The 21,316-nt window shown below is 68.4% G+C and carries 21 protein-coding genes; 11 read left to right on the top strand and 10 right to left on the bottom strand.

Annotation, left to right across the window (positions count from 1 at the left end):
* The first annotated feature begins 13 nt into the window (after nt 1-13).
* Nucleotides 14-1,078, top strand: coding sequence for a D-TA family PLP-dependent enzyme (locus QO015_RS18825; protein WP_266283532.1), 1,065 nt, complete (start codon nt 14-16; stop codon nt 1,076-1,078).
* A 6-nt stretch (nt 1,079-1,084) separates the two neighbouring features.
* On the opposite strand, the gene QO015_RS18820 is transcribed toward QO015_RS18825, so the two are convergent.
* The 4 genes from QO015_RS18820 to QO015_RS18805 are packed head-to-tail and all read right to left on the bottom strand — an operon-like array spanning nt 1,085 to nt 4,511.
* Nucleotides 1,085-2,380, bottom strand: a complete 1,296-nt coding sequence (locus QO015_RS18820) for an NAD(P)/FAD-dependent oxidoreductase (protein WP_266283531.1) — start codon at nt 2,378-2,380, stop codon at nt 1,085-1,087.
* A 27-nt stretch (nt 2,381-2,407) separates the two neighbouring features.
* Nucleotides 2,408-3,199 (bottom strand): sulfite exporter TauE/SafE family protein, encoded by a 792-nt coding sequence (locus QO015_RS18815; protein ID WP_266283530.1) that lies wholly within the window; start codon nt 3,197-3,199, stop codon nt 2,408-2,410.
* Between the two features lie 28 nt (nt 3,200-3,227).
* Nucleotides 3,228-3,566, bottom strand: a complete 339-nt coding sequence (locus QO015_RS18810) for a protein tyrosine phosphatase family protein (protein WP_266283529.1) — start codon at nt 3,564-3,566, stop codon at nt 3,228-3,230.
* A 45-nt stretch (nt 3,567-3,611) separates the two neighbouring features.
* On the bottom strand, nt 3,612-4,511 hold the full coding sequence (locus QO015_RS18805) for an MBL fold metallo-hydrolase (RefSeq protein WP_370877470.1): 900 nt from the start codon (nt 4,509-4,511) through the stop codon (nt 3,612-3,614).
* A 193-nt stretch (nt 4,512-4,704) separates the two neighbouring features.
* Between QO015_RS18805 and QO015_RS18800 the strand changes: the two genes are divergently transcribed.
* Nucleotides 4,705-5,037 carry an ArsR/SmtB family transcription factor gene (locus QO015_RS18800; protein WP_266283527.1) on the top strand — a complete coding sequence of 111 codons (333 nt, stop codon included), beginning with the start codon at nt 4,705-4,707 and terminating at the stop codon, nt 5,035-5,037.
* A complete protein-coding gene (trxC, locus tag QO015_RS18795) occupies nt 5,034-5,480 on the top strand; it encodes a thioredoxin TrxC (RefSeq protein WP_266283526.1) in 447 nt (148 codons plus the stop codon). Before QO015_RS18800 ends, trxC begins: the two co-directional genes overlap by 4 nt.
* Before the next feature lie 9 nt (nt 5,481-5,489).
* Here trxC and QO015_RS18790 read toward each other — a convergent pair whose 3' ends face one another.
* Both QO015_RS18790 and QO015_RS18785 read right to left on the bottom strand, forming a co-directional pair.
* Nucleotides 5,490-5,849, bottom strand: coding sequence for a hypothetical protein (locus QO015_RS18790; protein WP_266283525.1), 360 nt, complete (start codon nt 5,847-5,849; stop codon nt 5,490-5,492).
* A gap of 159 nt (nt 5,850-6,008) precedes the next feature.
* The gene (locus QO015_RS18785; protein ID WP_266283524.1) at nt 6,009-6,224 is read right to left on the bottom strand and encodes a hypothetical protein; all 216 of its coding nucleotides are present in this window, start codon (nt 6,222-6,224) and stop codon (nt 6,009-6,011) included.
* 182 nt (nt 6,225-6,406) lie between these two features.
* Here QO015_RS18785 and QO015_RS18780 point away from each other — a divergent pair, with 182 nt between their 5' ends.
* The 3 genes from QO015_RS18780 (at nt 6,407) to QO015_RS18770 (ending at nt 9,368) form a co-directional block, all read left to right on the top strand.
* Nucleotides 6,407-6,604, top strand: coding sequence for a hypothetical protein (locus tag QO015_RS18780; RefSeq protein WP_266283523.1), 198 nt, complete (start codon nt 6,407-6,409; stop codon nt 6,602-6,604).
* Between the two features lie 203 nt (nt 6,605-6,807).
* Nucleotides 6,808-8,211 (top strand): pyridoxal-phosphate dependent enzyme, encoded by a 1,404-nt coding sequence (locus tag QO015_RS18775; protein ID WP_266283522.1) that lies wholly within the window; start codon nt 6,808-6,810, stop codon nt 8,209-8,211.
* The gene (locus QO015_RS18770; protein ID WP_370877469.1) at nt 8,205-9,368 is read left to right on the top strand and encodes a trans-sulfuration enzyme family protein; all 1,164 of its coding nucleotides are present in this window, start codon (nt 8,205-8,207) and stop codon (nt 9,366-9,368) included. The genes QO015_RS18775 and QO015_RS18770 overlap by 7 nt, the downstream gene beginning before the upstream one ends.
* Before the next feature lie 49 nt (nt 9,369-9,417).
* Here QO015_RS18770 and QO015_RS18765 read toward each other — a convergent pair whose 3' ends face one another.
* On the bottom strand, nt 9,418-11,043 hold the full coding sequence (locus QO015_RS18765) for an FMN-binding glutamate synthase family protein (RefSeq protein WP_370877435.1): 1,626 nt from the start codon (nt 11,041-11,043) through the stop codon (nt 9,418-9,420).
* 22 nt (nt 11,044-11,065) lie between these two features.
* Nucleotides 11,066-13,177, bottom strand: a complete 2,112-nt coding sequence (locus QO015_RS18760) for a hybrid sensor histidine kinase/response regulator family protein (protein WP_266283520.1) — start codon at nt 13,175-13,177, stop codon at nt 11,066-11,068.
* Nucleotides 13,178-13,609: 432 nt separating this feature from the next.
* Between QO015_RS18760 and osmF the strand changes: the two genes are divergently transcribed.
* From osmF to QO015_RS18735, 5 genes are all read left to right on the top strand, one after another.
* Nucleotides 13,610-14,482 carry a glycine betaine ABC transporter substrate-binding protein OsmF gene (gene osmF, locus QO015_RS18755; RefSeq protein ID WP_266283869.1) on the top strand — a complete coding sequence of 291 codons (873 nt, stop codon included), beginning with the start codon at nt 13,610-13,612 and terminating at the stop codon, nt 14,480-14,482.
* 9 nt (nt 14,483-14,491) lie between these two features.
* Nucleotides 14,492-15,643, top strand: coding sequence for an ABC transporter permease (locus tag QO015_RS18750; protein WP_266283519.1), 1,152 nt, complete (start codon nt 14,492-14,494; stop codon nt 15,641-15,643).
* Complete coding sequence (locus tag QO015_RS18745) at nt 15,640-16,587, top strand: ABC transporter ATP-binding protein (protein ID WP_266283518.1); 948 nt, start codon at nt 15,640-15,642, stop codon at nt 16,585-16,587. Before QO015_RS18750 ends, QO015_RS18745 begins: the two co-directional genes overlap by 4 nt.
* Nucleotides 16,584-17,333 carry an ABC transporter permease gene (locus QO015_RS18740; protein WP_307290884.1) on the top strand — a complete coding sequence of 250 codons (750 nt, stop codon included), beginning with the start codon at nt 16,584-16,586 and terminating at the stop codon, nt 17,331-17,333. The genes QO015_RS18745 and QO015_RS18740 overlap by 4 nt, the downstream gene beginning before the upstream one ends.
* A gap of 125 nt (nt 17,334-17,458) precedes the next feature.
* The gene (locus tag QO015_RS18735; RefSeq protein ID WP_266283517.1) at nt 17,459-17,911 is read left to right on the top strand and encodes a DUF2934 domain-containing protein; all 453 of its coding nucleotides are present in this window, start codon (nt 17,459-17,461) and stop codon (nt 17,909-17,911) included.
* A gap of 27 nt (nt 17,912-17,938) precedes the next feature.
* Here the strand turns inward: QO015_RS18735 and QO015_RS18730 are convergent, their stop codons facing one another.
* Both QO015_RS18730 and QO015_RS18725 read right to left on the bottom strand, forming a co-directional pair.
* Nucleotides 17,939-19,300 carry a sigma-54-dependent transcriptional regulator gene (locus QO015_RS18730; protein ID WP_266283516.1) on the bottom strand — a complete coding sequence of 454 codons (1,362 nt, stop codon included), beginning with the start codon at nt 19,298-19,300 and terminating at the stop codon, nt 17,939-17,941.
* Nucleotides 19,297-21,105 carry a sensor histidine kinase gene (locus QO015_RS18725; RefSeq protein ID WP_266283515.1) on the bottom strand — a complete coding sequence of 603 codons (1,809 nt, stop codon included), beginning with the start codon at nt 21,103-21,105 and terminating at the stop codon, nt 19,297-19,299. The genes QO015_RS18730 and QO015_RS18725 overlap by 4 nt, the downstream gene beginning before the upstream one ends.
* Nucleotides 21,106-21,316: the final 211 nt, after the last annotated feature.

The raw sequence follows: 21,316 nt of genomic DNA, 5'->3' as shown, positions 1-21,316 counted from the left end.
ACGAGGACCCGAAATGCCGCTGACCATCGACCAGCTCGACACGCCCTGTGTCCTCGTCGACATCGATCGCGCCGAAGCCAATCTCGCGCGGGCGCAGGATTATGCCGACGCCCACAGGCTGAGGCTGCGTCCCCATATCAAGACGCACAAGCTGCCGCGCTTCGCCAAGCGGCAGGTCGCGCTGGGGGCGATCGGCATCACCTGCCAGAAGCTCGGCGAGGCCGAGGTGATGGCCGATGCCGGCCTCGACGACATCTTCCTGCCCTACAACATCATCGGGCCCGAGAAGCTGCACCGGCTGCGGCGGCTCAACGAAAGGCTGACGCTCGCCGTCACCGCCGACAACGCGCCGACGATCGAGGGCTATGCCGCGACCTTCGCGGAGGCGGAAAAGCCGCTCAGAGTGCTGGTCGAATGCGACACCGGCATGGGGCGCTGCGGCGTGCAGTCGCCAGAGGAGGCGGTGGCCCTGGCGGCGCTGATCGCGGGAAGCCGCGGCCTCGCCTTCGGCGGCATCATGACCTATCCGCCCGCCGGGAGCCCCGGGCCGGCTCGCGAACTTCTCGGCGCGATCATCGCGGCGCTCGCCGATGCCGGCCTGCCCCCCGCGATCGTCTCGACCGGCGGCACGCCCGACCTCTGGTCGGCGCATGAGACGGCCGCGGCGACCGAATACCGGCCCGGCACCTATATCTATCTCGATCGCTATCAGGTCGCGAAAGGGGTCGGCACGCTGGACGACTGCGCGCTGACCGTCCTCACGACGGTGGTGAGCCGCCCGACCGACGATCGCGCCATCGTCGATGCGGGCTCCAAGGCGCTGACGAGCGACCTGCTCGGCCTGTCCGGCTACGGCCTCGTGCTCGGTTATCCCGACGCCGTCGTGACCGGGCTGAGCGAGGAACACGGCACCATCGATTTCTCGGCCTCGGCGCGGAAGCCCGAGATCGGCGAGCGGCTGCGCATCCTGCCGAACCACGCCTGCCCGGTTTCCAACCTCTTCGACCGCGTGCATCTCGTCTCCGGCGACCATGTGGTGGCAACCGAGACCGTCGCCGCGCGCGGCCGCGTCGACTGAGCGCCGTCAGACCTCCCCTGCGTCCGTCTTCACCGCCTTCAGCTTGTCGATGCCGAGCACCTGAAGCGCGAGATGCTCGTAGAACGGCTCGGACTTGCCGGCCTTGATCTTGCCGAGAAAATACTTCTCGAAGCCGATCTTGGCCATGTGCACCCACTTGCCCTCTGCCGACCAGTTGACGTTGCGCGGCGGAATCTGCGGCTGCGCGACGAAGGCGATGCCGGAATAGCCGAAGTCGGCGAGGCAGACGGCGTTCCAGGTGCCCTCCGCATTGGGTTGCTCGCCCGCGACGAGGCGGCCGATATTCTGCGCCGTCGCCGTCACCATGGACTCGATCATGAAGCCGGTCTTCGGAACGCCGATCGGCACCGGCGTCTTGCCCAGCGGCGGAATGGCGACGCAGACGCCGACGGCGAAGATCTCGGGATAGGTCGGGTTCCGCTGGTGGCGGTCGACGAGGATGAAGCCGCGCGGATTGGTCAGCCCCTCGATGCCGCGCACCGCCTCGACGCCCCTGAAGGCCGGCAGGATCATGGAATAGGCGAAGGGCAGCGCATGCGCCGCGGCGACGCTGCCGTCGCCGGCGATCTCGGAGACGGACATCGTCCCCGCCTCGACCTTGTCGATGCGGGCATTCGTCACCCACTTGATGTGCCGGTTGCGCATGGCGCTTTCCAGCATGCTCTTGGTGTCGCCGACCCCGTCGAGCCCGAGATGGCCGATATAGGGCTCGGCGGTGACGAAGGTCATCGGCACGCGGTCGCGCACCCGCGCATCGCGCAGTGCCTTGTCGAGGATGAAGGCGAACTCGTAGGCCGGGCCGAAGCAGGAGGCCCCCTGCGCCGCGCCGACGATGACCGGTCCCGGATTGGCGACGAGCGCGTCGAAGGCCGGCTTCGCCGCCAGCGCATGGTCGATATGGCAGACGGACTGGGTGAAATGTTCCGGGCCCAACCCCTCTACCTCGTCGAAGGCGAGCTCGGGTCCGGTCGCGATCACGAGATAGTCGTAGTCGACGCTCGTCCCGTCCAGCATTTCCAGCCGCCTCTCGGCCGGATGCAGTCGTTTCGCCCCGGCGGGAAGGAACTCGATGCCGCGTTTGCGCATGACCGGCGCGAGGTCGACGGTGATCGCCTCGCGGCTGCGCCAGCCGACCGCCACCCACGGGTTGGACGGCACGAAGGAATAACTCGAACCCTTGGCGACGAGGCAGACGGCGTGCTCGCGGCCGAGTGCCTCGCGCAGTTCATACGCCATGATCGTGCCGCCGAGACCGGCGCCGAGAACGACGACTTTGGACATTGTCCTACCTCCCAGTCGATGCCGGTATCACCCGGCCCAGAACGCCGTGGCGGAGCGCACGGCGACGTAGATCGCGACGACGAAGACGAGGCCGGCAAACAGCGAGCCGAGCAGGCCGCGGCTCTTCGAGAGATGGCCGGCGGAAAAGGCCCCCGCGACACCGCCGCCGACCCCGCCGGCGATGAAGAGCCCTGCGAGCGGCCAGTCGACGAGGCCCGAGAAGGAATAGTTGATGGCCGTGGTGAGGCCGAAGGCCGTGACGGCGACCAGCGAAGAGCCGATCGCGTTGAGGAGCGGCATGCCGGTCGCCGCGACGAGCCCGGGGACGATAAGGAAGCCGCCGCCGATGCCGAAGAAGCCCGACAGCACGCCGGTCGCCGCGCCGTAGCCGACCGTCTTCGGGGCGTTGACCATGGTGCAGACGGAGTGCGGATTCCCGGCCGCGCCGCGACGGCGGAACATCAGGAAACTGACCACCATCATCAGCAGCGCGAACAGGAAGAGGAGCTTCTGGCCGTCGATGGCCTTGCCGACCGACGAGCCGACAAAGGCTCCGGCGACGCCGGCCGCGGAATAGACCGCCGCGCAGCGCCAGTTCACGTTGCCGCGCCGCGCATGGGCCAGGAGATTGGCGCCGGCATTGGCGGCGACGGCCAGGGCGCTGGTGCCGATGGCGATCTGCGGGCTCGGTACGCCGACGAGATAGACCATCAGCGGAACCGCGAGGATCGACCCCCCGCCGCCGAAGAGGCCGAGCGTGAACCCGACCAGACCGCCGGACAGGAGGCCGAGCAGATACTGGAGAGGTTCGAGATGCATGGTTCGATCCGGGCCGGAGGGAAGAGCCTCAGCTTTGCGCCGCCTTCTGCGCCGCCGCGTAGAGCGAGCCGGCGCGGCCGCCGGAGCGGCAGTAGCCGAACATCGGCTTGGGCATCGCCGCGAGCGCATCGCCCATGCGGATGATCGCGCCCTCGCCGATCGAGCCGGAGATCGGGATCTGGATCGCGGTGAGCCCGTTCTCGGCGGCGGCGCGCTCGATCTCGGAAAAGGCCGGCTGGCCGTGATCCTCGCCGTCGGGCCTCGCGCAGAGGATGGACTTGAATCCCGCCGCCGCGATGTCGCGGACGGCATCGGGCGTGATCTGGCCGGCGACGGCGAAATCAGCGTCGATCATGCGATAGTTCATCGTCTTCTCTCGTCTGGTGAAGGGCCACATGGGCAGGCAACTCGCTCAAAGTCCGTTGACGGGGACCTTCAGGAACGTGCGCCCGCTCTCGTCCTTGGGCGGAAGCCGACCGGCGCGCATGTTGACCTGGAGGGAGGGAATGATGAGACGCGGCATGGCCAGCGTGCGGTCGCGCGCCTCGCGCATCGCGACGAACGCGTCCTCGCCGATGCCGTCGCGCACATGGATGTTGTGGCGCCGCTCCTCGCCGACCGTTGTCTCCCAGCGGATGTCGCGGCCGTTCGGCGCGTAGTCGTGGCACATGAAGAGGCGGACGGCGTCGGGGAGCGAGAGGATCCGCCGCATCGACCGGTAGAGCGTCGCCGCGTCGCCGCCGGGGAAATCGGCGCGGGCCGAACCGCCGTCCGGCATGAACAGCGTATCGCCGACGAAGGCCGCGTCGCCGACGACATGCGTCGTGCAGGCGGGCGTGTGACCGGGCGTGAACAGCACATGCACCGTCATGCCGCCGATCCGATAGCTGTCGCCATCGCGGAACAGACGGTCGAACTGGCTGCCGTCGCGCTGGAACTCGGTCCCCTCGTTGAACACCTTTCCGAACGTGTTCTGAACGACGGTGATGTTCTCGCCGATGCCGAGCTTGCCGCCGAGCTTCTGCTGGATGTAGGGCGCCGCCGAAAGATGATCGGCATGCACATGCGTCTCGATCAGCCACTCCACCCGCCAGCCGGCGGCGCGGATGTGGGCGATCATGGCATCGGCATGCTCATAGCTGATACGGCCCGAGGCATAATCGAAGTCCATCACCGAATCGACGACCGCGCAGGCGTCGGATGCCGGGTCGCGCACGACGTAGCTGATCGTGTTGGTGGCCGGGTCGAAGAAGGGCACGACCTCCGGCCGGAGCGTCAGGTCGACCTTGAACGGGATCGAAGCGGATTCCATGTTCTCGCGATCGTTCTTCGGGCGCTCGGTTTTGGCAGGCATCGATGCGCTCCAGATTTCTTGGCCCTCGCGGCCGATACCGCCTCGCGACCCCGGCGAGGCCGGGCGGGCCGGCGCGGGAGAGGCTGGCGGGCCGGAGACCCGGCCTCGGTTTCTCTTGCATTCATATATTCGAATGTTCTAATGTGTCAATATGAAGATCGCCGATTTCGAACAGCACGCCCATGAAGCCGCGGAACTGCTCGCCGCGATGGCCAACACCAAGCGGCTGCTGATCCTCTGTCATCTGGTGGAGGGCGAGCTCAGCGTCGGCCAGCTCGTCGAGCGCGTTCAGCTTGCGCAGTCGCCGCTCTCGCAGCATCTCTCGAAGCTTCGGGCGATGAAGCTGGTGGCGACGCGGCGCGACGGCCAGCAGGTGCTCTATCGTCTCGCCTCCAGCGAGGTCGCGCGCGTCCTGACGACGCTGCACGGCATCTATTGCGGCGACGAGACCACTACGGAAACCGCGATGGAGGCGGGAGAATGAGCGAGGAAAGGATCGAGATCGTCTGCCCGCATTGCGGCGCGATCAACCGCGTGCCCGGCGGCGCCGACCTCGCGGCCGGCAAATGCGGCAAATGCCATCAGCGATTGCTCGTCGGCGGACCGGTGGCCGCGACGGAGGAGAGCTTCGACCGCTTCGTCACGCGCAACGCAATGCCGGTGGTCGTCGATTTCTGGGCGGCCTGGTGCGGGCCCTGCCGGGCTATGGCGCCCGTCTATGAGCGCGTCGCCGCGAAGATGGAGAAGGAGTTCCGGTTCCTGAAAGTCGACACCGAAGCCGAACCAGGGCTCGCGTCCCGCTACCAGATCCGCTCCATCCCGACGCTGATGATCCTGCACAAGGGCCGCGTGGTGGCGCAGCGCGCGGGAGCGAGCGACGGTCACGCGCTGGAGGCCTGGCTCCAGCAATACGGGATCACTGCCTGACGGGGCGTCTCAGTCTTCGGCCTGCTGCACGCGCAAGGCCTCGATGGCGCTGGCGAGAAGCTTGTCCAGCCGTTGCAGGAATTCCGTATGCGTCTCGAGCTCGTCGCGCCGCTTCTCGCCGCGCACGAGGAAGCGCTCGGCCTCGCGGATCATCTCCGAATTGGAGCGCTCCTCTTCCCCGCTGCCCTCGATCACGTCGCCATAGAGAAAGGCGGCGCGGGAACGGGCATCGTCGAGACGGCTCATCAAGCCCTGCGACTCGCTGCCGGCTTCGCCGAGCGCCCGCGAGACCGCCTGATGGATGGTGGTGAGCCGGTCGATATCGCTGCGGAGATCGCGCTCCTTGGAACGGAAGCGGGGGAAAAGCACGTGACGAATCCTGATCTTGCCGCTTCAATCAGCGGGCGGCCCTGAGCCGGGAACAATACTGCCAGTCGTGACGGGCGCCAAGCCTGCCGGCTTGTGCCGTCTGCCCGATCCGACGGCGCGGCGTCCCCCGACGCACCGCCCCGGCCGGGAAAGCCCGCGCTATCCCCTCGACTGCGACGAGGATTTCGACGATGCCGGCTTGGTGCTGCCAAGATCCTCGATCATGTGCTCCACCGCCATGATCGCATTCTCGATATCGGATATCTTTCTGATGGCACTGTCGGTCGGCAGCATACCGGTCGTTGCAGCCTGGGTGATCAGCTTCTGTTGCTCTTCGACAAGCCGCGCCCTGAGCGCAACCAACTTCTTCTGCATAACGTCTACTCCGCGTCGTTCCTATTTATAGGCTTCGACGCCACCCCGGCAATCGCTTTCCCTTGCCCCGCACGAGGCAACGGATCGTGCACCATGCCATCATCCAGTGCAGCGCAGCTTGATTTCGTCGGTGAAGAGGTTGACGATTCATGAATTGGAATCAGTTGGCTGGGGTTAATCCGATGCTGCGTCGAATATTCCTCACCGAGGCTCTCGACAGGCTCGTCGAAGAGGGCCGGGTCAAGCGACGGTCCAAGGCCTTCCGCATCATCACGCTGGTCATCGAGGACGGCGTCGCAGCGCTCGACGATACGCAGCGCAAGGTCTACGACCAAGTCCTCGTCCCGCAGATCGAACAGTTGCACGCCGGCCTAAACTGAGGCTTCGCCGCCGGTAGCGCCGCAGCCGGGAAATTCGTTCCGTCGGACACTCCGTTCGGCGTCATCGACCGCATTCGGTTTCTTGCATCCTCGCTTGGCGGAGCAATCTGTTCCACAGATCGCGGTCTGGCGCCGCAGCGAGCGCCTTGAGGCCGGAGGCGCGACCGACTAGATCAGGGGTGTCCCCGCCGGAGGCCCCGATCATGACTGGCACGACTAGCGCCGCCACACCCCTGCCCCGCCCCGTCCGCTCGAGCCTCGACCTCATCGGCCGCACGCCGATGGTCGAGCTGACGACCTTCGACACCGGCCCCTGCCGCCTGTTCGTGAAGCTCGAGAGCCAGAACCCCGGCGGATCGATCAAGGACCGCATCGCGCTGTCGATGATCGACGCGGCAGAGCGCGACGGACGCCTGAAGCCCGGCGGCACGATCGTCGAGGCGACGGCCGGCAATACCGGCCTCGGCCTCGCGCAGGTGGCGCTGCCCAAGGGCTATCGCCTGATCCTCGTCGTGCCCGACAAGATGTCCCGCGAAAAGGTGCAGCATCTGCGCGCCATCGGCGCCGATGTGCGCACGACGCGCTCCGATGTCGGCAAGGGTCATCCGGAATACTACCAGGACATGGCCGAGCGGATCGCCGCCGAGACGGGCGGCTTCTTCGTGAACCAGTTCGGCAACCCGGCCAATCCGCTCGCCCATGAGACGACGACGGGACCGGAGATCTTCGAGCAGCTCGACGGAAACGTGGACGCGGTTGTCGTGGGCGTCGGCTCCGGCGGCACGCTGTCAGGTCTCGGCCGCTATTTCAGCCGCGTCTCGCCCTCGACGCAGATGGTGCTCGCCGATCCCAAGGGTTCGATCCTGGCACCGCTCATCGAAACGGGACAGATGATCGAGGCCGGCAGCTGGGCGGTCGAGGGCATCGGCGAGGATTTCGTGCCGCCGAATGCCGACCTGTCGCTGGTCCGCCGCGCCTTCACCATCACCGATCGCGAGAGCATCGCCGCCGCCCGCGCGCTGCTGGCACAGGAAGGCCTTCTCGCCGGCTCGTCCTCGGGTACGCTTCTGGCTGCGGCGCTTCGCTATTGCCGCGAGCAGACCGAGCCGAAGCGGGTCGTGACCTTCGTCTGCGACTCGGGCAACAAGTATCTCTCGAAGGTCTTCAACGATGTCTGGGTCGCCGAGCAGGGCCTCGTCGAGCGTCTTAAGCACGGCAATCTGCGCGACCTCGTGGCGCGCGGCTTCGCCGAGGGCGGCACGATCACCGTGGCGCCGACCGACACGCTCGCCACCGCCTATGCGCGCATGCGCTCGGCGGACGTCTCGCAGCTTCCCGTGATCGAGGACGGACGCCTGGTGGGCCTCCTCGACGAGAGCGACGTGCTCGGCGCGATGGGACGCCTGCGCCGCAGCGGCGGCACTTCGGGCAACAGCGTCGGCGACGCCATGGTCACCGAACTCAACACCGTGCCGGCCACCGCGCCGGTCGATGTCCTGCCGCCGATCTTCGAGCGCAACGAAGTCGCCATCGTCATGGACGGCGCCGATTTCGTCGGCCTCATCACCCGCATCGACCTCATCAACCATCTGAGACAGGCATCGTGACCGCATCGAACCGCCTCGCCTTCGCCACGCGCACCATCCATGGCGGGCAGAGCCACGATCCGCTGACCGGCGCGGTGATGGTGCCGATCTACGCCACCTCGACCTATGCGCAGGAGAGCCCCGGCGTTCACAAGGGCTTCGAATATGCCCGCTCGCAGAACCCGACGCGCTTCGCCTTCGAGCGGGCGATCGCCGATCTCGAAAGCGGCAGCGCCGGCTTCGCCTTCGCCTCGGGCCTCGCGGCGATCGGCACCGTGCTCGAACTGCTCGACAGCGGCGCGCATGTCATCGCCACCGACGACATCTATGGCGGCACGTTCCGCCTGATGGAGCGGGTTCGCAAGCGCTCCGCGGGCCTTTCGATCAGCTTCGTCGACGTGACCGACCTCGCCGCCATCGAGGCGGCGATCCGGCCCGAGACACGCATGATCTGGGTGGAATCGCCCACCAATCCGATGCTGCGCATCGTCGATCTCGAAGCGGTCGCGACGCTCGCCAAGCGCCACAACCTGATCGCGGTCGCCGACAACACCTTCGCCAGCCCCTATATCCAGCGCCCGCTGGAGATCGGATTCGACCTCGTCGTGCATTCGACGACGAAATATCTGAACGGCCATTCGGACATGGTCGGCGGCTGCGTGGCCGTCGGCCCGCGCGAGGATCTCGCCGAACAGCTGAAATTCCTGCAGAACGCCGTTGGTGCCATCTCCGGCCCCTTCGACTCCTTCCTCGCGCTGCGCGGCCTCAAGACGCTGGCGCTGCGCATGCAGCGGCACTCCGAGAACGGCATGGCGATCGCGCGCTGGCTGGAGGCGCGGCCGGATGTCGTCTCGGTCCGCTATCCCGGCCTCGAAAGCCATCCGCAGCATGCGCTGGCGAAGCGCCAGATGCATGCCTTTGGCGGCATGATCACGGTCGAGTTCGACCGCGACCTCGCGGGTACGACGCGGTTCCTGGAGCGCGTGCGGCTGTTCGCCCTCGCCGAGAGCCTCGGCGGCGTCGAGAGCCTCATCGAGCATCCCGCCGTGATGACGCATGCCTCGATCCCGCCCGAGCAGCGGCAGGCGATCGGCATCTCGGATTCGCTGGTGCGCATCTCGGCCGGCATCGAGGATGCGCAGGACCTCATCGCCGATCTCGAGCAGGCGTTGGGATAGCGACCTTTCGCCGGAGCATCACCGGACGCTCGCGTCGGGACCTGCCGGCCTATGCCGGCATGGCGTCGAAGCTCTCGGCCTGCGCCCGCGCCCAGCTCGTCTGGTAGAAGCCTGGCTCGGCTACGGGCGCGAGGAGTTCGCCCGGCTTCAGGAACGCATGCAGCTGCGACAGCAGGCGGATCTCCGTCGGCGTGACGCGGCGGGCGAGATGATGCGGCCCGAGTTGGCCCGGATGGCTGAGGCCGGCGGCGGCCAGCATCTCGGCGAGCGCCATCAGCGTATGCCGGTGGAAGGCCGCGACCCGTTCCGCCTTGTCCTCGACAACCAGCGAGCGCTGGCGCAGCGGATCCTGCGTCGCGACACCGGTCGGGCAGCGATTGGTGTGGCACGAGAGCGACTGGATGCAGCCGAGGGCGAACATGAAGCCGCGGCCCATATTGACCCAGTCGGCGCCGATGGCGAGGCACGAGGCCATGTCGAAAGCCGTGATGACCTTGCCGGCGGCACCGATGCGGATCCGGGGCCGGAGGCCGGCGCCGACCAGCGTGTTGTGGACGAAGATGAGACCCTCGCGCATCGGCACGCCGAGATGATCGGCGAACTCGACGGGCGCGGCCCCCGTGCCACCCTCGGCGCCGTCAACGACCACGAAATCGGGCACGATCCCGGTCGCCAGCATCGCCTTGACGATGCTCATGAACTGCCAGGGATGACCGATCGCCAGCTTGAAGCCGACCGGCTTGCCCCCTGAAAGGCGCCTGAGCTCGGCGAGAAAGTGCATCATGCCGATCGGCGTGTCGAAGCTCGAATGCGACGACGGCGAGACGCAGGCCTCGCCGACCGCGATGCCGCGCACACGCGCGATCTCGGGCGAGACCTTGTCGGCCGGCAGGATGCCGCCATGGCCCGGCTTGGCACCCTGGCTGAGCTTCAGCTCGATCATCCGGATCTGCGGACTTCTTGCGCGCGCGGCAAAGGCCTCGGGATCGAACGCGCCCGTCGCGGTGCGGCATCCGAAATAGCCGCTGGCGATCTGCCAGACGAGATCGCCGCCCGCTTCCTCGTGATAGGGGCTGACGCTGCCCTCGCCGGTGTCGTGGGCGAAGCCGCCGAGCCTGGCGCCCTTGTTGAGCGCGCGGATCGCGGCCGCCGACAGCGCGCCGAAGCTCATGCCCGAGATGTTGAGCACGGAAGCGTCATAGGGCTCGGTGCACTGGTCGTTGCCGATCGTGACGCGGAAGCCGGCGGGATCGGAGACGGGCCGCGGCCGCACCGAATGGCCCATGAACTCGTAACCCTGGCCATAGACATCGAGCAGCGTTCCGAACGGGCGCTGGTCGGGCTCGCTCTTGGCGCGCTGGTAGACGAGCGTGCGCTGGTCGCGCGAAAATGGCAGCGCGTCGCGATCGTCCTCGAACAGATATTGCCGAAGCTCGGGCCGGACATTCTCGAAGAGGTAGCGGATATGCCCGATCACCGGGTAGTTCCGCAGCAGCGCATGCCGCCGCTGCAGCAGATCGTGAATGCCGAGCGCGCCCAAGCCGCCGAACAGCGCCAGCGCCGCCCAGCCCCGCCCCGTCGCGAGGACGAAGGCGAGCGCCACCGCCGCCAGCAGCAGCGACAGTCCGAAAACGGCGTGACGGCCGAGAAAGCCTGCGTCGACCAACCGTCTCACATCGCACCCGATCCGCCGCCGGTCATGAATCGATGGCCGCTCTCACGCTGACGGCGAGTTGTTCGATCGAGAACGGCTTGCTGAGTAGCCGGACGCCCGGATCGAGCAATCCGTTGTGCACCACGGCGTTGCGCGTGTAGCCGGTCGCATAGAGCACCTTGAGAGCGGGGCGCAGCGCGCGGGCGCGGTCCGAAAGCTCGCGCCCGTTCACATCGGGCATGATGATGTCGGTGAAGAGCAGGTCGATGCGCGGCTGTGTCTCGATCAGTTCCATTGCCTTGTCGGCATGATCGGCATGCAGCACGGTGTAGCCGAGCTCGCGAAGTGAATCGACGCTGAGCCGGCGTACATTGGCCTCGTCCTCGACCACGAGGACGACCTCCTCATGCGAGCCCTCCGGCCGCGCGACCGACGCCTTGCCGGCGGGGTCGGCTTCCTGGTCGACGCCGTAATAGCGGGGCAGGTAGATCTTGATGCTCGTGCCCTGCCCGGGCTCGGAATAGATCTTCACGTGCCCGCCGGACTGGCGGACGAAGCCGTAGACCTGCGAGAGACCGAGCCCGCTGCCCTTGCCGACCCCCTTCGTCGTGAAGAAGGGCTCGAAGGCGCGGGCGGCGACATCGGCCGGCATGCCCGTTCCGGTGTCAGTCACGGCGACCATGACATATTGCCCGGCGGGAACGTCCGAGTTCGCCGCCGAGTAGCTTCCGTCGATGCTGGCATTTGCCGTCTCGATCGTCAGCCGCCCGCCGGCCGGCATGGCGTCGCGCGCATTGACGGCGAGATTGAGCAGTGCGTTTTCGAGCTGCGCCGGATCCACGTGCACCTTCCAGAGCCCCGCCGCGAGCACGGTCTCGATGCGGATAGCCTCGGTGAGCGTCCGCTGCAGCATTTCCGACATGCCGGAGACGAAGCGGTTCGGATCGACGGTCTGCGGCGCGAGCGGCTGCTTGCGGGCGAAGGCGAGCAGGCGCTGCGTCAGCGCCGCCGCGCGGCTCGCGCCATCCTGCGCCGCGCTCACATATTTCGCGATGTCGAGCTCGCCGCGCTGCAGCCGCTTCTCGATCAGGCTGAGGCTGGAGACGATGATCGCCAGCATGTTGTTGAAATCGTGCGCGATGCCGCCGGTGAGCTGGCCGATCGCCTCGATCTTCTGCATCTGCCGCAACTGCGCCTCGGCGCTTTCGCGCTCGCTCATGGCGCGCAGAAGCTCCGCATTGGCGGCCTTGAGCGAGGCCTGCGAGGCGCGCTCCTGCCGCGAGCCGCGGACGGCGAGCCAGGTGAGGCCGCCGAACAGCGCGATCGCGACCGCCGGCACCGGCAGGATATTGGCGAACCAGGCCTTCCACGCCGCCTCAACGGCGTCATGCGAGATGTCGACCGTCAGATAGACCGGATGGTCGCCGACACGCCGAAACGCGCCGAAGCGGCCCTCGCCGCCGGGCTCGGCATAGACCCCCTCGCCCGGCAGGTCGCGAACGCTCCCGGCGAGACCGGGCGGCGTCAGGGGAGTGCCCGCGCCCTGTGGGTATTCAGCGAGGACCGCCAGCGTCGGCGCGTGGGTGATCGTGACCCGGGCGTCGTAGGGCTGGATGATGTTGCGCCAGTAGTCGTTGAAATAGGAGAGGTCGGCCGTCACCGAGGCCATGCCGCGGAATCTGCCGTCCTCGCCTTCCATTCGGTTCGAGAGCAGGAAGGTCGGTCGTCCGGTGACGCGGCCGCGGATGGGCGGGCCGACGAAGATCTCGTTGACCGGCTGCCTGGCCGCCTTGAAGTTCTCCCGATCCGACGCGTTCGACTGCGGCGACGGAAAGGCGAAGCTCGTCGCGCGCAGGTCGCCGTTCGGGTCGTTGAGCCATACATCCTCGACATATGCCGTGCCGCGCGCGAGATCGCGCAACTGGCGGGCGAGCCCGGCATCGGCGGCGATATCGTCCCATTCGCGGCCGCGTGTCAGCGCGTCGGCGCTCGCAAGGGCCGCGCGCGCCACCTCGAACAGGCGGTTGGCATGATCGGAGAGGAAGAAGGCCTCGGTCGCAAGCTGCGCGCGGGCGTCCGCATAGCGCCGCTCATGCTCCCGCCAGGCGAGATAGGCGGTGGCCGCAAGCGTCATGACGATGCCAAGAAGGCCCATGAGGGCGACGAGCCGGGTGACGTCAAGTCGGAAACGGGGGCGTCCGGGGCCGGGGAGAGCCAAGTGTCGGTCTCGCTTTCGCATCGCAGATGAGAGAGCCTATACGGCGGCGCGGCGTGGCGCCACGCCCAGCTTGCGCCGCGTCCGGCATCCGCCCATCGTCCTCATAGCGGAACGACATCACGAGCGGCGTGGCCGACAAAATGCGCCCTGGCCGCCCCAAACCGGGGTGACGAACCAGAACGAATAGAGTACGATTTACGGCAGCAGGAAGATGTCGCCTCCTGGACCGGGCCAACACGTGCCCTAAGTCCGATCCATGGCCGTGCCGGTCGTCCGGCGCCCTCTCAAGGAAACGAACCGATGATCGCGATCCTCGACCGCCGTGCCCTTTTTGGCGCCGCCTTCGCCGTCCTCGTCGCCGGGGGGCTGATGCCCCTTCCGGCGGCCCACGCAGCCGATCCCGTGAAGGTCGGCTCCAAGATCGACACCGAAGGCGCCATTCTCGGCAATGTCATCATCGACATGCTGGAGGCGAACGGCATTCCGACCGTGAACAAGGTGTCGCTCGGCAACACCAAGATCGTACGCGGCGCGATCACCGCGGGGGAGATCGACGTCTATCCCGAATACACCGGCAACGGCGCCTTCTTCTTCTCCCTCGACAGCGACCCGCTCTGGAAGGACGCCAAGGCCGGTTACGACAAGGTCAAGGCTCTCGACTACGACGCCAACAAGATCGTCTGGCTGTCACCGGCCCCGGCCGACAACACCTGGGTCATCGCGGTGCGCAAGGACGTGGCGGACGCCAACAACCTCAAGTCGCTCGAGGACTTCGCCAAGTGGATCAACGGCGGCGGCAGCTTCAAGATGGCCGCCTCCGCCGAGTTCGTCGAAAGCCCGGCCGCCCTGCCCGCCTTCCAGTCGGCCTATGGCTTCAAGCTCGGGCCCGACCAGATCGTGACGCTGGCCGGCGGCGACACGACCACCTTCATCCGCGCCGCGGCCGAGCAGACCTCGGGAGTCAACGGCTCGCTCGCCTATGGCACGGACGGCGCGCTCGCGGCGCTCGGCCTCGTCGCGCTGGCCGACGACAAGGGCGTGCAGCCGGTCTATGCGCCGGCGCCGATCATCCGCGAAGCGGCGCTGAAGGACTATCCGAAGATCGCCGAGATCCTCGCCCCGGTCTTTGCGAGCCTCGATGCGGCGACGCTCCAGTCGCTCAACGCCAAGGTCTCCGTCGAGGGCCAGGACGCCGGCCAGGTCGCGAGCGACTACCTGAAGTCGAAGGGCTTCATCAAGTAAGCGGACGACGTGGTCAAGAACCCCGTCCTGCTGGTTCTGGTCGTCGCCGCCCTCGCGGCGTCGATCGCACTTCCCTTCCTCAGCCACGCGCCGAACCGGCTCCTTTCCGGGCAACCGGTTCCCTGGCCCGTGGTACTGGAGGGATGGCGCAGCGCGGCTTTCGCTCCGGCGCTCGTTCTCGTCGCCGGCCCCTTCCTGCCGGGCGGGCGGATCACGCACGGGCTCGTCGCCATCGCCGCGTCGGCGCTGGTCGCCGGCATGATCTGGCTGGCCGGCGACGTGGCCGCTTCGATGGCCGACCCCGCGACCCCGGCGGCGCGCACCTCCTTCGGCGGCGCCTTCTGGATCCTCGCGGTCATGGCGGCCCTCGCCGCTTCCGATGCGCTGCAAAAGCTGACGCGCGAACCCGCGCTGAGGATCGGTCTCGCGCTGCTGATGGCGCTTCCCTCGGTGCTTCTCGTCGCGGGCGGCTCGATCGACGCCCTGTCGATCATGAAGGAATATGCCAACCGCCACGCCGTCTTCGCCGCCGCGGTGACAACGCATCTCGCGATCATCGCCGCCATGCTGGTCCCCACGCTCGCCATCGGCCTGCCGCTCGGCCTCCTCGTGCACCGGCGGCAGCAGCTCGGGCGGCCGATCTTCGCCGTGCTCAACATCATCCAGACCGTTCCCTCGATCGCCCTGTTCGGGCTGCTCATCGCACCGCTCGCGGCGCTGGTCGCCTTCGCCCCGGCGCTCGCCCGGCTCGGCATTTCCGGCATCGGCGTCACGCCCGCGATCATTGCGCTGACGCTCTATTCGCTGCTGCCGATCGTGCGGAGCACGGCGGCCGGCCTCGCCGCCGTCCCCGTCGCCGCGATCGAGGCCGCCCGCGGCATCGGCATGACCCGCGGCCAGATCTTCCGCACCGTTGAGGTGCCGCTGGCGCTGCCGGTGCTGGTCGCAGGCCTCCGCGTGACCGTGGTGCAGGCGGTCGGGCTGACCGCCGTCGCGGCACTGATCGGCGCGGGCGGGCTCGGCGCCATCATCTTTCAGGGCCTCAATGCGAGTGCGATCGATCTCGTCCTGCTCGGCGTCGTGCCGCTGGTCGGAATCGCTGTCCTCGCCGATCTCGCGCTGAAGCTCGCCGGCGCCATGCTGAAAGCGAGGACCGGATGATCCGCTTCGAGCATGTCGGCAAGGACTATGCCGGCTGGACCGCCATCGAAGACCTGTCGCTCACCGTCGAGAAGGGCGAGTTCTGCGTCCTGATCGGCCCTTCCGGCTCGGGCAAGACGACGACGCTGAAGATGATCAACCGCCTGATCGAGCACGATCGCGGGCGGATCCTCTTCGAGGGCACCGAGATCCGCTCCTTCGCGCCTGAAGAACTGCGCCGCCGCATGGGCTATGCGATCCAGTCGATCGGCCTCTTTCCGCACTGGACGGTCGAGGAGAACATCGGCGCCGTGCCGAAGCTGCTCGGCTGGCCGCGCGGGCGCATCCGCGACCGCGTCACCGAACTTCTCGAAATGCTGACGCTCGATCCGGTCCGCTACCGCGCGCGCTATCCGCGCCATCTTTCTGGCGGCGAACAGCAGCGCGTCGGCGTCGCCCGCGCCCTCGCGGCGAACCCGTCCGTCCTCCTGATGGACGAGCCCTTCGGCGCGCTCGACCCCGTTACGCGCGACACGCTGCAGGCCGAGATGCTGCGCATCCAGGCCGCGTCCGGAACGACCGTCGTCCTCGTGACTCATGATATCGACGAGGCGATCCGTCTCGCCAGCCGGATCGTCATCCTCGATCACGGCCGCATCGTGCAGTCCGGCAGTCCGCGCGACATCCTCGCCGCGCCGGCCAACGATTTCGTCGCCGACTTCCTCGGCCGGTCGGATCGCGGCCTTCGCCTCCTCGCCGCCGAGCGCGTCGGCGACCGCATGCGGCGCGGCGAGGTGGCGACCGGCGAGCCGCTGCCGGTCGATGCCAGCCTGCGCGAGGCGCTCTCGCTGTTCGTGGCGCGCAATGTCGACCGCCTGCCGGTGCGCGATGGCGACGGCACGCCGCTCGGCTCGATCCACCTCGCCGACCTCGTCCGTCCGCCGTCGTCGGACGCAAAGCCGTGAGACGGATCGATCCGCTCGTTCCGGCCACGATCGCGCTCGTCGCCCTCGTGCTCGGCATGCCGGCGCTGAAGCCGGTTTTCGGCTGGATGTTTCCCGACCAGGAGCGTCCGCTCTACGAGCAGGACAGCTTCCTGTCGCTGACAGTCGACCATCTCGCGCTGGTCGCCGTTTCGAGCGTCGTTTCGGTGGTGGTTGGCGTCGCGGTCGCGCTGTTCGTGACCCGCCCGGCCGGACGCGCATTCCGCCCGCTCGCCGAAACGCTGACCGCCGCCGGCCAGACCTTTCCACCGATCGCGGTCCTCGCCATCGCCGTGCCTCTGCTCGGCTTCGGCCCGCTGCCCGCGTTGATCGCGCTCGCTCTCTACGGCTTGCTGCCTGTGACCGAAGCGACGGTCGCGGGCATCGAGCAGGTTCCGTCCGGCGTACGCGAGGCGGCGCGCGGCATCGGCATGAGCCCGGCCGGCATCCTCGCGAGGGTCGAGCTGCCGCTGGCAGCTCCCGTCATCGTCGCCGGCATCCGCACTTCGGTGATCATCAATATCGGCACCGCGGCGATCGCATCGACCGTCGGCGTCAAGACGCTGGGCCTGCCGATCATCGTCGGCCTCAGCGGCTTCAACACTGCCTATGTCCTCCAGGGCGCGCTCGTCGTCGGCCTGCTCGCCGTGGTCGTCGATCTCGCCTTCGATCGGCTCGGCGCCTTCCTCGACCGCTGGAATCGCGACTCGGCCGCCGAAACCGCCTGAGACGTGCAATTTCGGCGTCGAATATCGGCGCGAGCAGTGGCACACTCGCCCCGTCCGCGGAACTCCGAGGAATGAATGGCGTTTGATGACGCCGGCGCTGCAGGCGACCAAACAGGAGAGAGCCCATGCCAGGTGGTAGAGACGAGGCGATCCGAATCCGGGCTTACGAGATCTGGCTGGCCGAGGGCCAGCCCCATGGCCGCGACTGGGACCACTGGGTAATGGCGGCCGCCGAGATCGAAGGCGTGCCGGTCGACACGAAGCCGGCGAAGAAGACCGCCGTGAAGAAGGCGGACGCGAATGCGGACAAGGCGAAGCCCGCGAAGGCGAAGCCGGCGCCGGCGAAGAAGGCCGCCGCGAAGGACGAGGCCGCGACGACAGATGCGGTGAAGGCTTCCCCCAAGACGCGCGGCAAGGCCAAACCGGCGCCGGTCGAGGCTCCCGCCGAAGAAGCCGCATCCTCTCCCGCCGAGGCGACCGCTGCCGCCGAGGCTGCGCCGGAGGCCGGGGCCGGAGACGTCGAGGCTGCGGCGTCCAGCGCTCCGAAGAAGCCGCGCGCCAGCAAAGCCAAGGCCTGACGCCAACGTCCACGGCGCCTGGCTCGCTCAGTCCTCGCCCTCGCTCATGGCGAATTCGGCGCGCGTGATGCCGTGCCGCTTCAGCTTGTCGTAGAAGGTCTTTCGCGGCAGGCGGAGGCGCGCGAGCGTCGCGCGCACATCGCCATTCGTTTCGCGAAGCGCAGCGCGGATCAGCTCCGCCTCGAAGCGCTCGACCTGCTCCGCGAGCCCGCCTTCGTCGGGGGCTGCCGACGCCTCCGCGACCGAAGGCTCCCCATGGAGCCCCAGCACGAAGCGCTCCGCGAAATGCAGCAGCTCGCGGACATTGCCAGGCCAGTCGTGACGCGCGAGATGCTCGCGCGCCTCCGCCGTCAGGTCGGGTAGCGGCCGTCCGAAGCGTTCGGCCGAGCGCCGCAGGAAGGCGCCGAACAGGAGTGGCACGTCCTCGCGCCGCTCGCGCAGGGGCGGCAGGCGCAGCGTCACCACATTCAGCCGGTAGTAGAGATCGCTCCGGAAGTCGCCGCGCGCCTTCGGGTCCGACAGATCGACCTTGGCCGCTGCGACGACGCGCAGATCGACCTTCCGGCTCTCATTCGTTCCCAGTGGCTCCACCCGCCTCGTCTCAAGCACGCGCAGGAGCTTGACCTGCAGCGACGGCGGCATGGACTCGATCTCGTCGAGAAAGAGCGTCCCGCCGTCGGAATGCTCGATGCGGCCGACGCGGCGTTTCTGCGCGCCGGTGAAGGCGCCCGCCTCGTGCCCGAAGAGCTCGCTCTCTATGACCGTCTCCGGCAGCCCGCCGCAATTCAGCGCCACGAAGGCCCGCGACGACCGCCGGCCCCAGCGGTGGAGATGCTCGGCGACGACCTCCTTGCCCGTCCCCGTCTCGCCCTCCACGAGCACATCGACATCGGCATCGGCGATCTGCCGCACGGTCGCGCGCAGCCGCCGCATCGCCGCGGCCTCGCCGAGAAAGGCGATGTCGTCGCCCCCGCGCGCGGCTGCGGCCCTGAGAACCCGGTTCTCGAGGACGAGGGCGCGCTTCTCCTGCGCGCGGCGGATCGCTTCGAGCAGGCGGTCGGCCGGATAGGGCTTGGCGATGAAGTCGTAGACACCCTCATGCAGCGACGCGACCGCGAGCGCGATGTCGCCATGGCCGGTGACGAGGATCACGGGCAGGTCGGGATCGAGCCGATGGAGGCGGCGGAAGAACTCGAGGCCGCCGAGCCCCGGCATGCGGATATCGCTGACGACGACGCCGGGAAAGGACGCATCGAGCGCCGCGAGCGCCGGCTCGGCGGCGGCGAACACGAGCGCGCGATAGCCGGCGAGTTCGAGCGTCTGCGCCGTGGCGGCGCGAAGATCGTCGTCGTCCTCGACGAAGACGACGGGAAGCGGCTGGTCGCTCATGGCGCACACGGAAGTTCGAGCACGAAGACGGCCCCCGGCCCGCCCTGATCGCCGAGCCGGAGGGTGCCGCCGAGCTCGCGCGCAATCTCGGCCGAGATGACGAGCCCGAGCCCGAGCCCGGCTTCCTTGGTGGTGATGAAGGGCATGAAGAGCGTATCCGCGACTTCGGGCGCGATCCCCGACCCGTTGTCGGCAACGCGGAGGCTGACCGTGTCGCCCGCGCGCTCGACGGCGATCGCGATCCGTCCGTCGCTTCGGCCTTTCAGAGCATCGAGTGCGTTCTGGAGCAGGTTGACGATGATCTGCTCGAGGCGGATGCGGCTCGCGCTGACCACCGCCGCGCCCTCGCCTCGCGTGCGGGTCATCACGACGCCGCTGTCGCGGATGCGCCCGGCAAGGAGCGACAGCGCGCCGTCGATGGCGTCGTCGAGCGCCACCGGACCGGCCGAGCCGGCGGCGCGGCGCGCGAAACTGCGAAGCGAGCCGGTGATCTCGCCGATCCGTTCGGTGACGCGGGCGATGGCACCGAGATTGTCACGAACGCTCTCGCCCTTCCCGGCATCGAGGAGGCGCGCGGCATTGTCGGCATAAGTGCGGATGGCGGCGAGCGGCTGGTTGACCTCATGCGCGACGCCGGCCGCGATCTGTCCGAGGATCGAGAGGCGGTTGGCCTGCGCGAGCTCGTCGCGAAGGCGCCGCACCCGCCCCTCCGCCGCCTCGCGGCCTTCCATCTCCGCTGCAAGCGCAGCGGTGCGCTCGGCAACGCGGCGCTCGAGCTCGGCGTTCATCTGCGACAGCGCCAACTGCCGGCGCCGCACGGACCGGCGACGCCGCTCGATGGCGACGCCGATGCCGGCCGCGAGCAGCAGCGCGGCGATGGTGACGAAGAGCGCCAGCCTGACCGAAGCGGCGATCGCGGCATCGGCGGGAATGAGGACCGTCAGCCGCCAGCCGGGCGCGACCTCGCCGACGGGGCCGCTTGCCGGGGCGAAGCTCACGGTCCCGCCCCCTGCCGGCGCCGTCATGAGCCCGTCGGAATCGGAGCGGAGCGGAAGCGGCCGCAGCGGCAGGTCGCCGATCTGGAGCGCCGCACGCGTGGCGTCCTCGTCCGGGAGGGGCGCGAGCGTCGCGAAGCGCCAGTCCGGCCGGCTGGTGGCGAGCACGACGCCGGCGCCGTCGCTGGCGAAGACGGTATAGCCGCTGTCGTGCCAGTTGGCCTCGACACGGCCGAGTTCCGCCTTGACGACGACGACGCCGGCCGGGCCGTCCGGACCATCGACCCGGTGCGAGAGATAGAGGCCCGGCCGCCGGCTCACCGTGCCGAGCCCGTACTGGAAGCCGCGACCGGTTGCCATGGCGTGCGAGAAATAGCTGCGGAAGGCGTAGTCGCTGCCGACGAAGCTGTCGGGGGCGTCGAAGTTGGACGCAGCGACCGTCACCCCATCGCGCCCGATCACGTAGAGGACGCTCGAGCCGGCATCGGCCGCGAGCGCCTTCAGCTTGGCGCCGATCGTCCGCGCCGACGCCGCGTCAGGCGTGGCGAGAAGCGCGCGGACGTCGCTGTCCTCGGCGAGGACGGCCGCGAGCAGTTGCTGCTTGGAGATTTCGCCAGCGAGCGCGGCGTTGGCCAGCGGCAGAGCCGCGGCGGCCCGTGCGTCGAGCGCGCCGACGGCGACGCGTCGCCCATAGCGCTCGGCGCTGACCAGGATGCCGGCGACGACAACGAGCGCGACGGCCAGCAGCGCGGCCAGCGTCAGGCGGCGCTGCTGCGGCGGCACGGCGGATCGCGCGGCGATCAGGGTCATAAAAAAAGGCTAGTGCGGAATTCCGCACAGCGCAACGCATCGCGTGCGGCATATCGCATTCATTCGAGCGGCCAGGGACGGAGAAATGGCGTAAAACTGCCGATTTTCCCTCTTGGCACGGCGGTTGCGCCTCCTTTCCCCGAGACGCGGCGCCCGTGCGGAAATCGTGCCGGAGCGCCGGTGGAGGATAGGCCCGGATCACGCGTCTCGC

The organism is Kaistia geumhonensis, from assembly GCF_030815145.1.
GTDB lineage: Bacteria > Pseudomonadota > Alphaproteobacteria > Rhizobiales > Kaistiaceae > Kaistia > Kaistia geumhonensis.
This window is presented reverse-complemented; position numbering and strand designations above follow the sequence as displayed.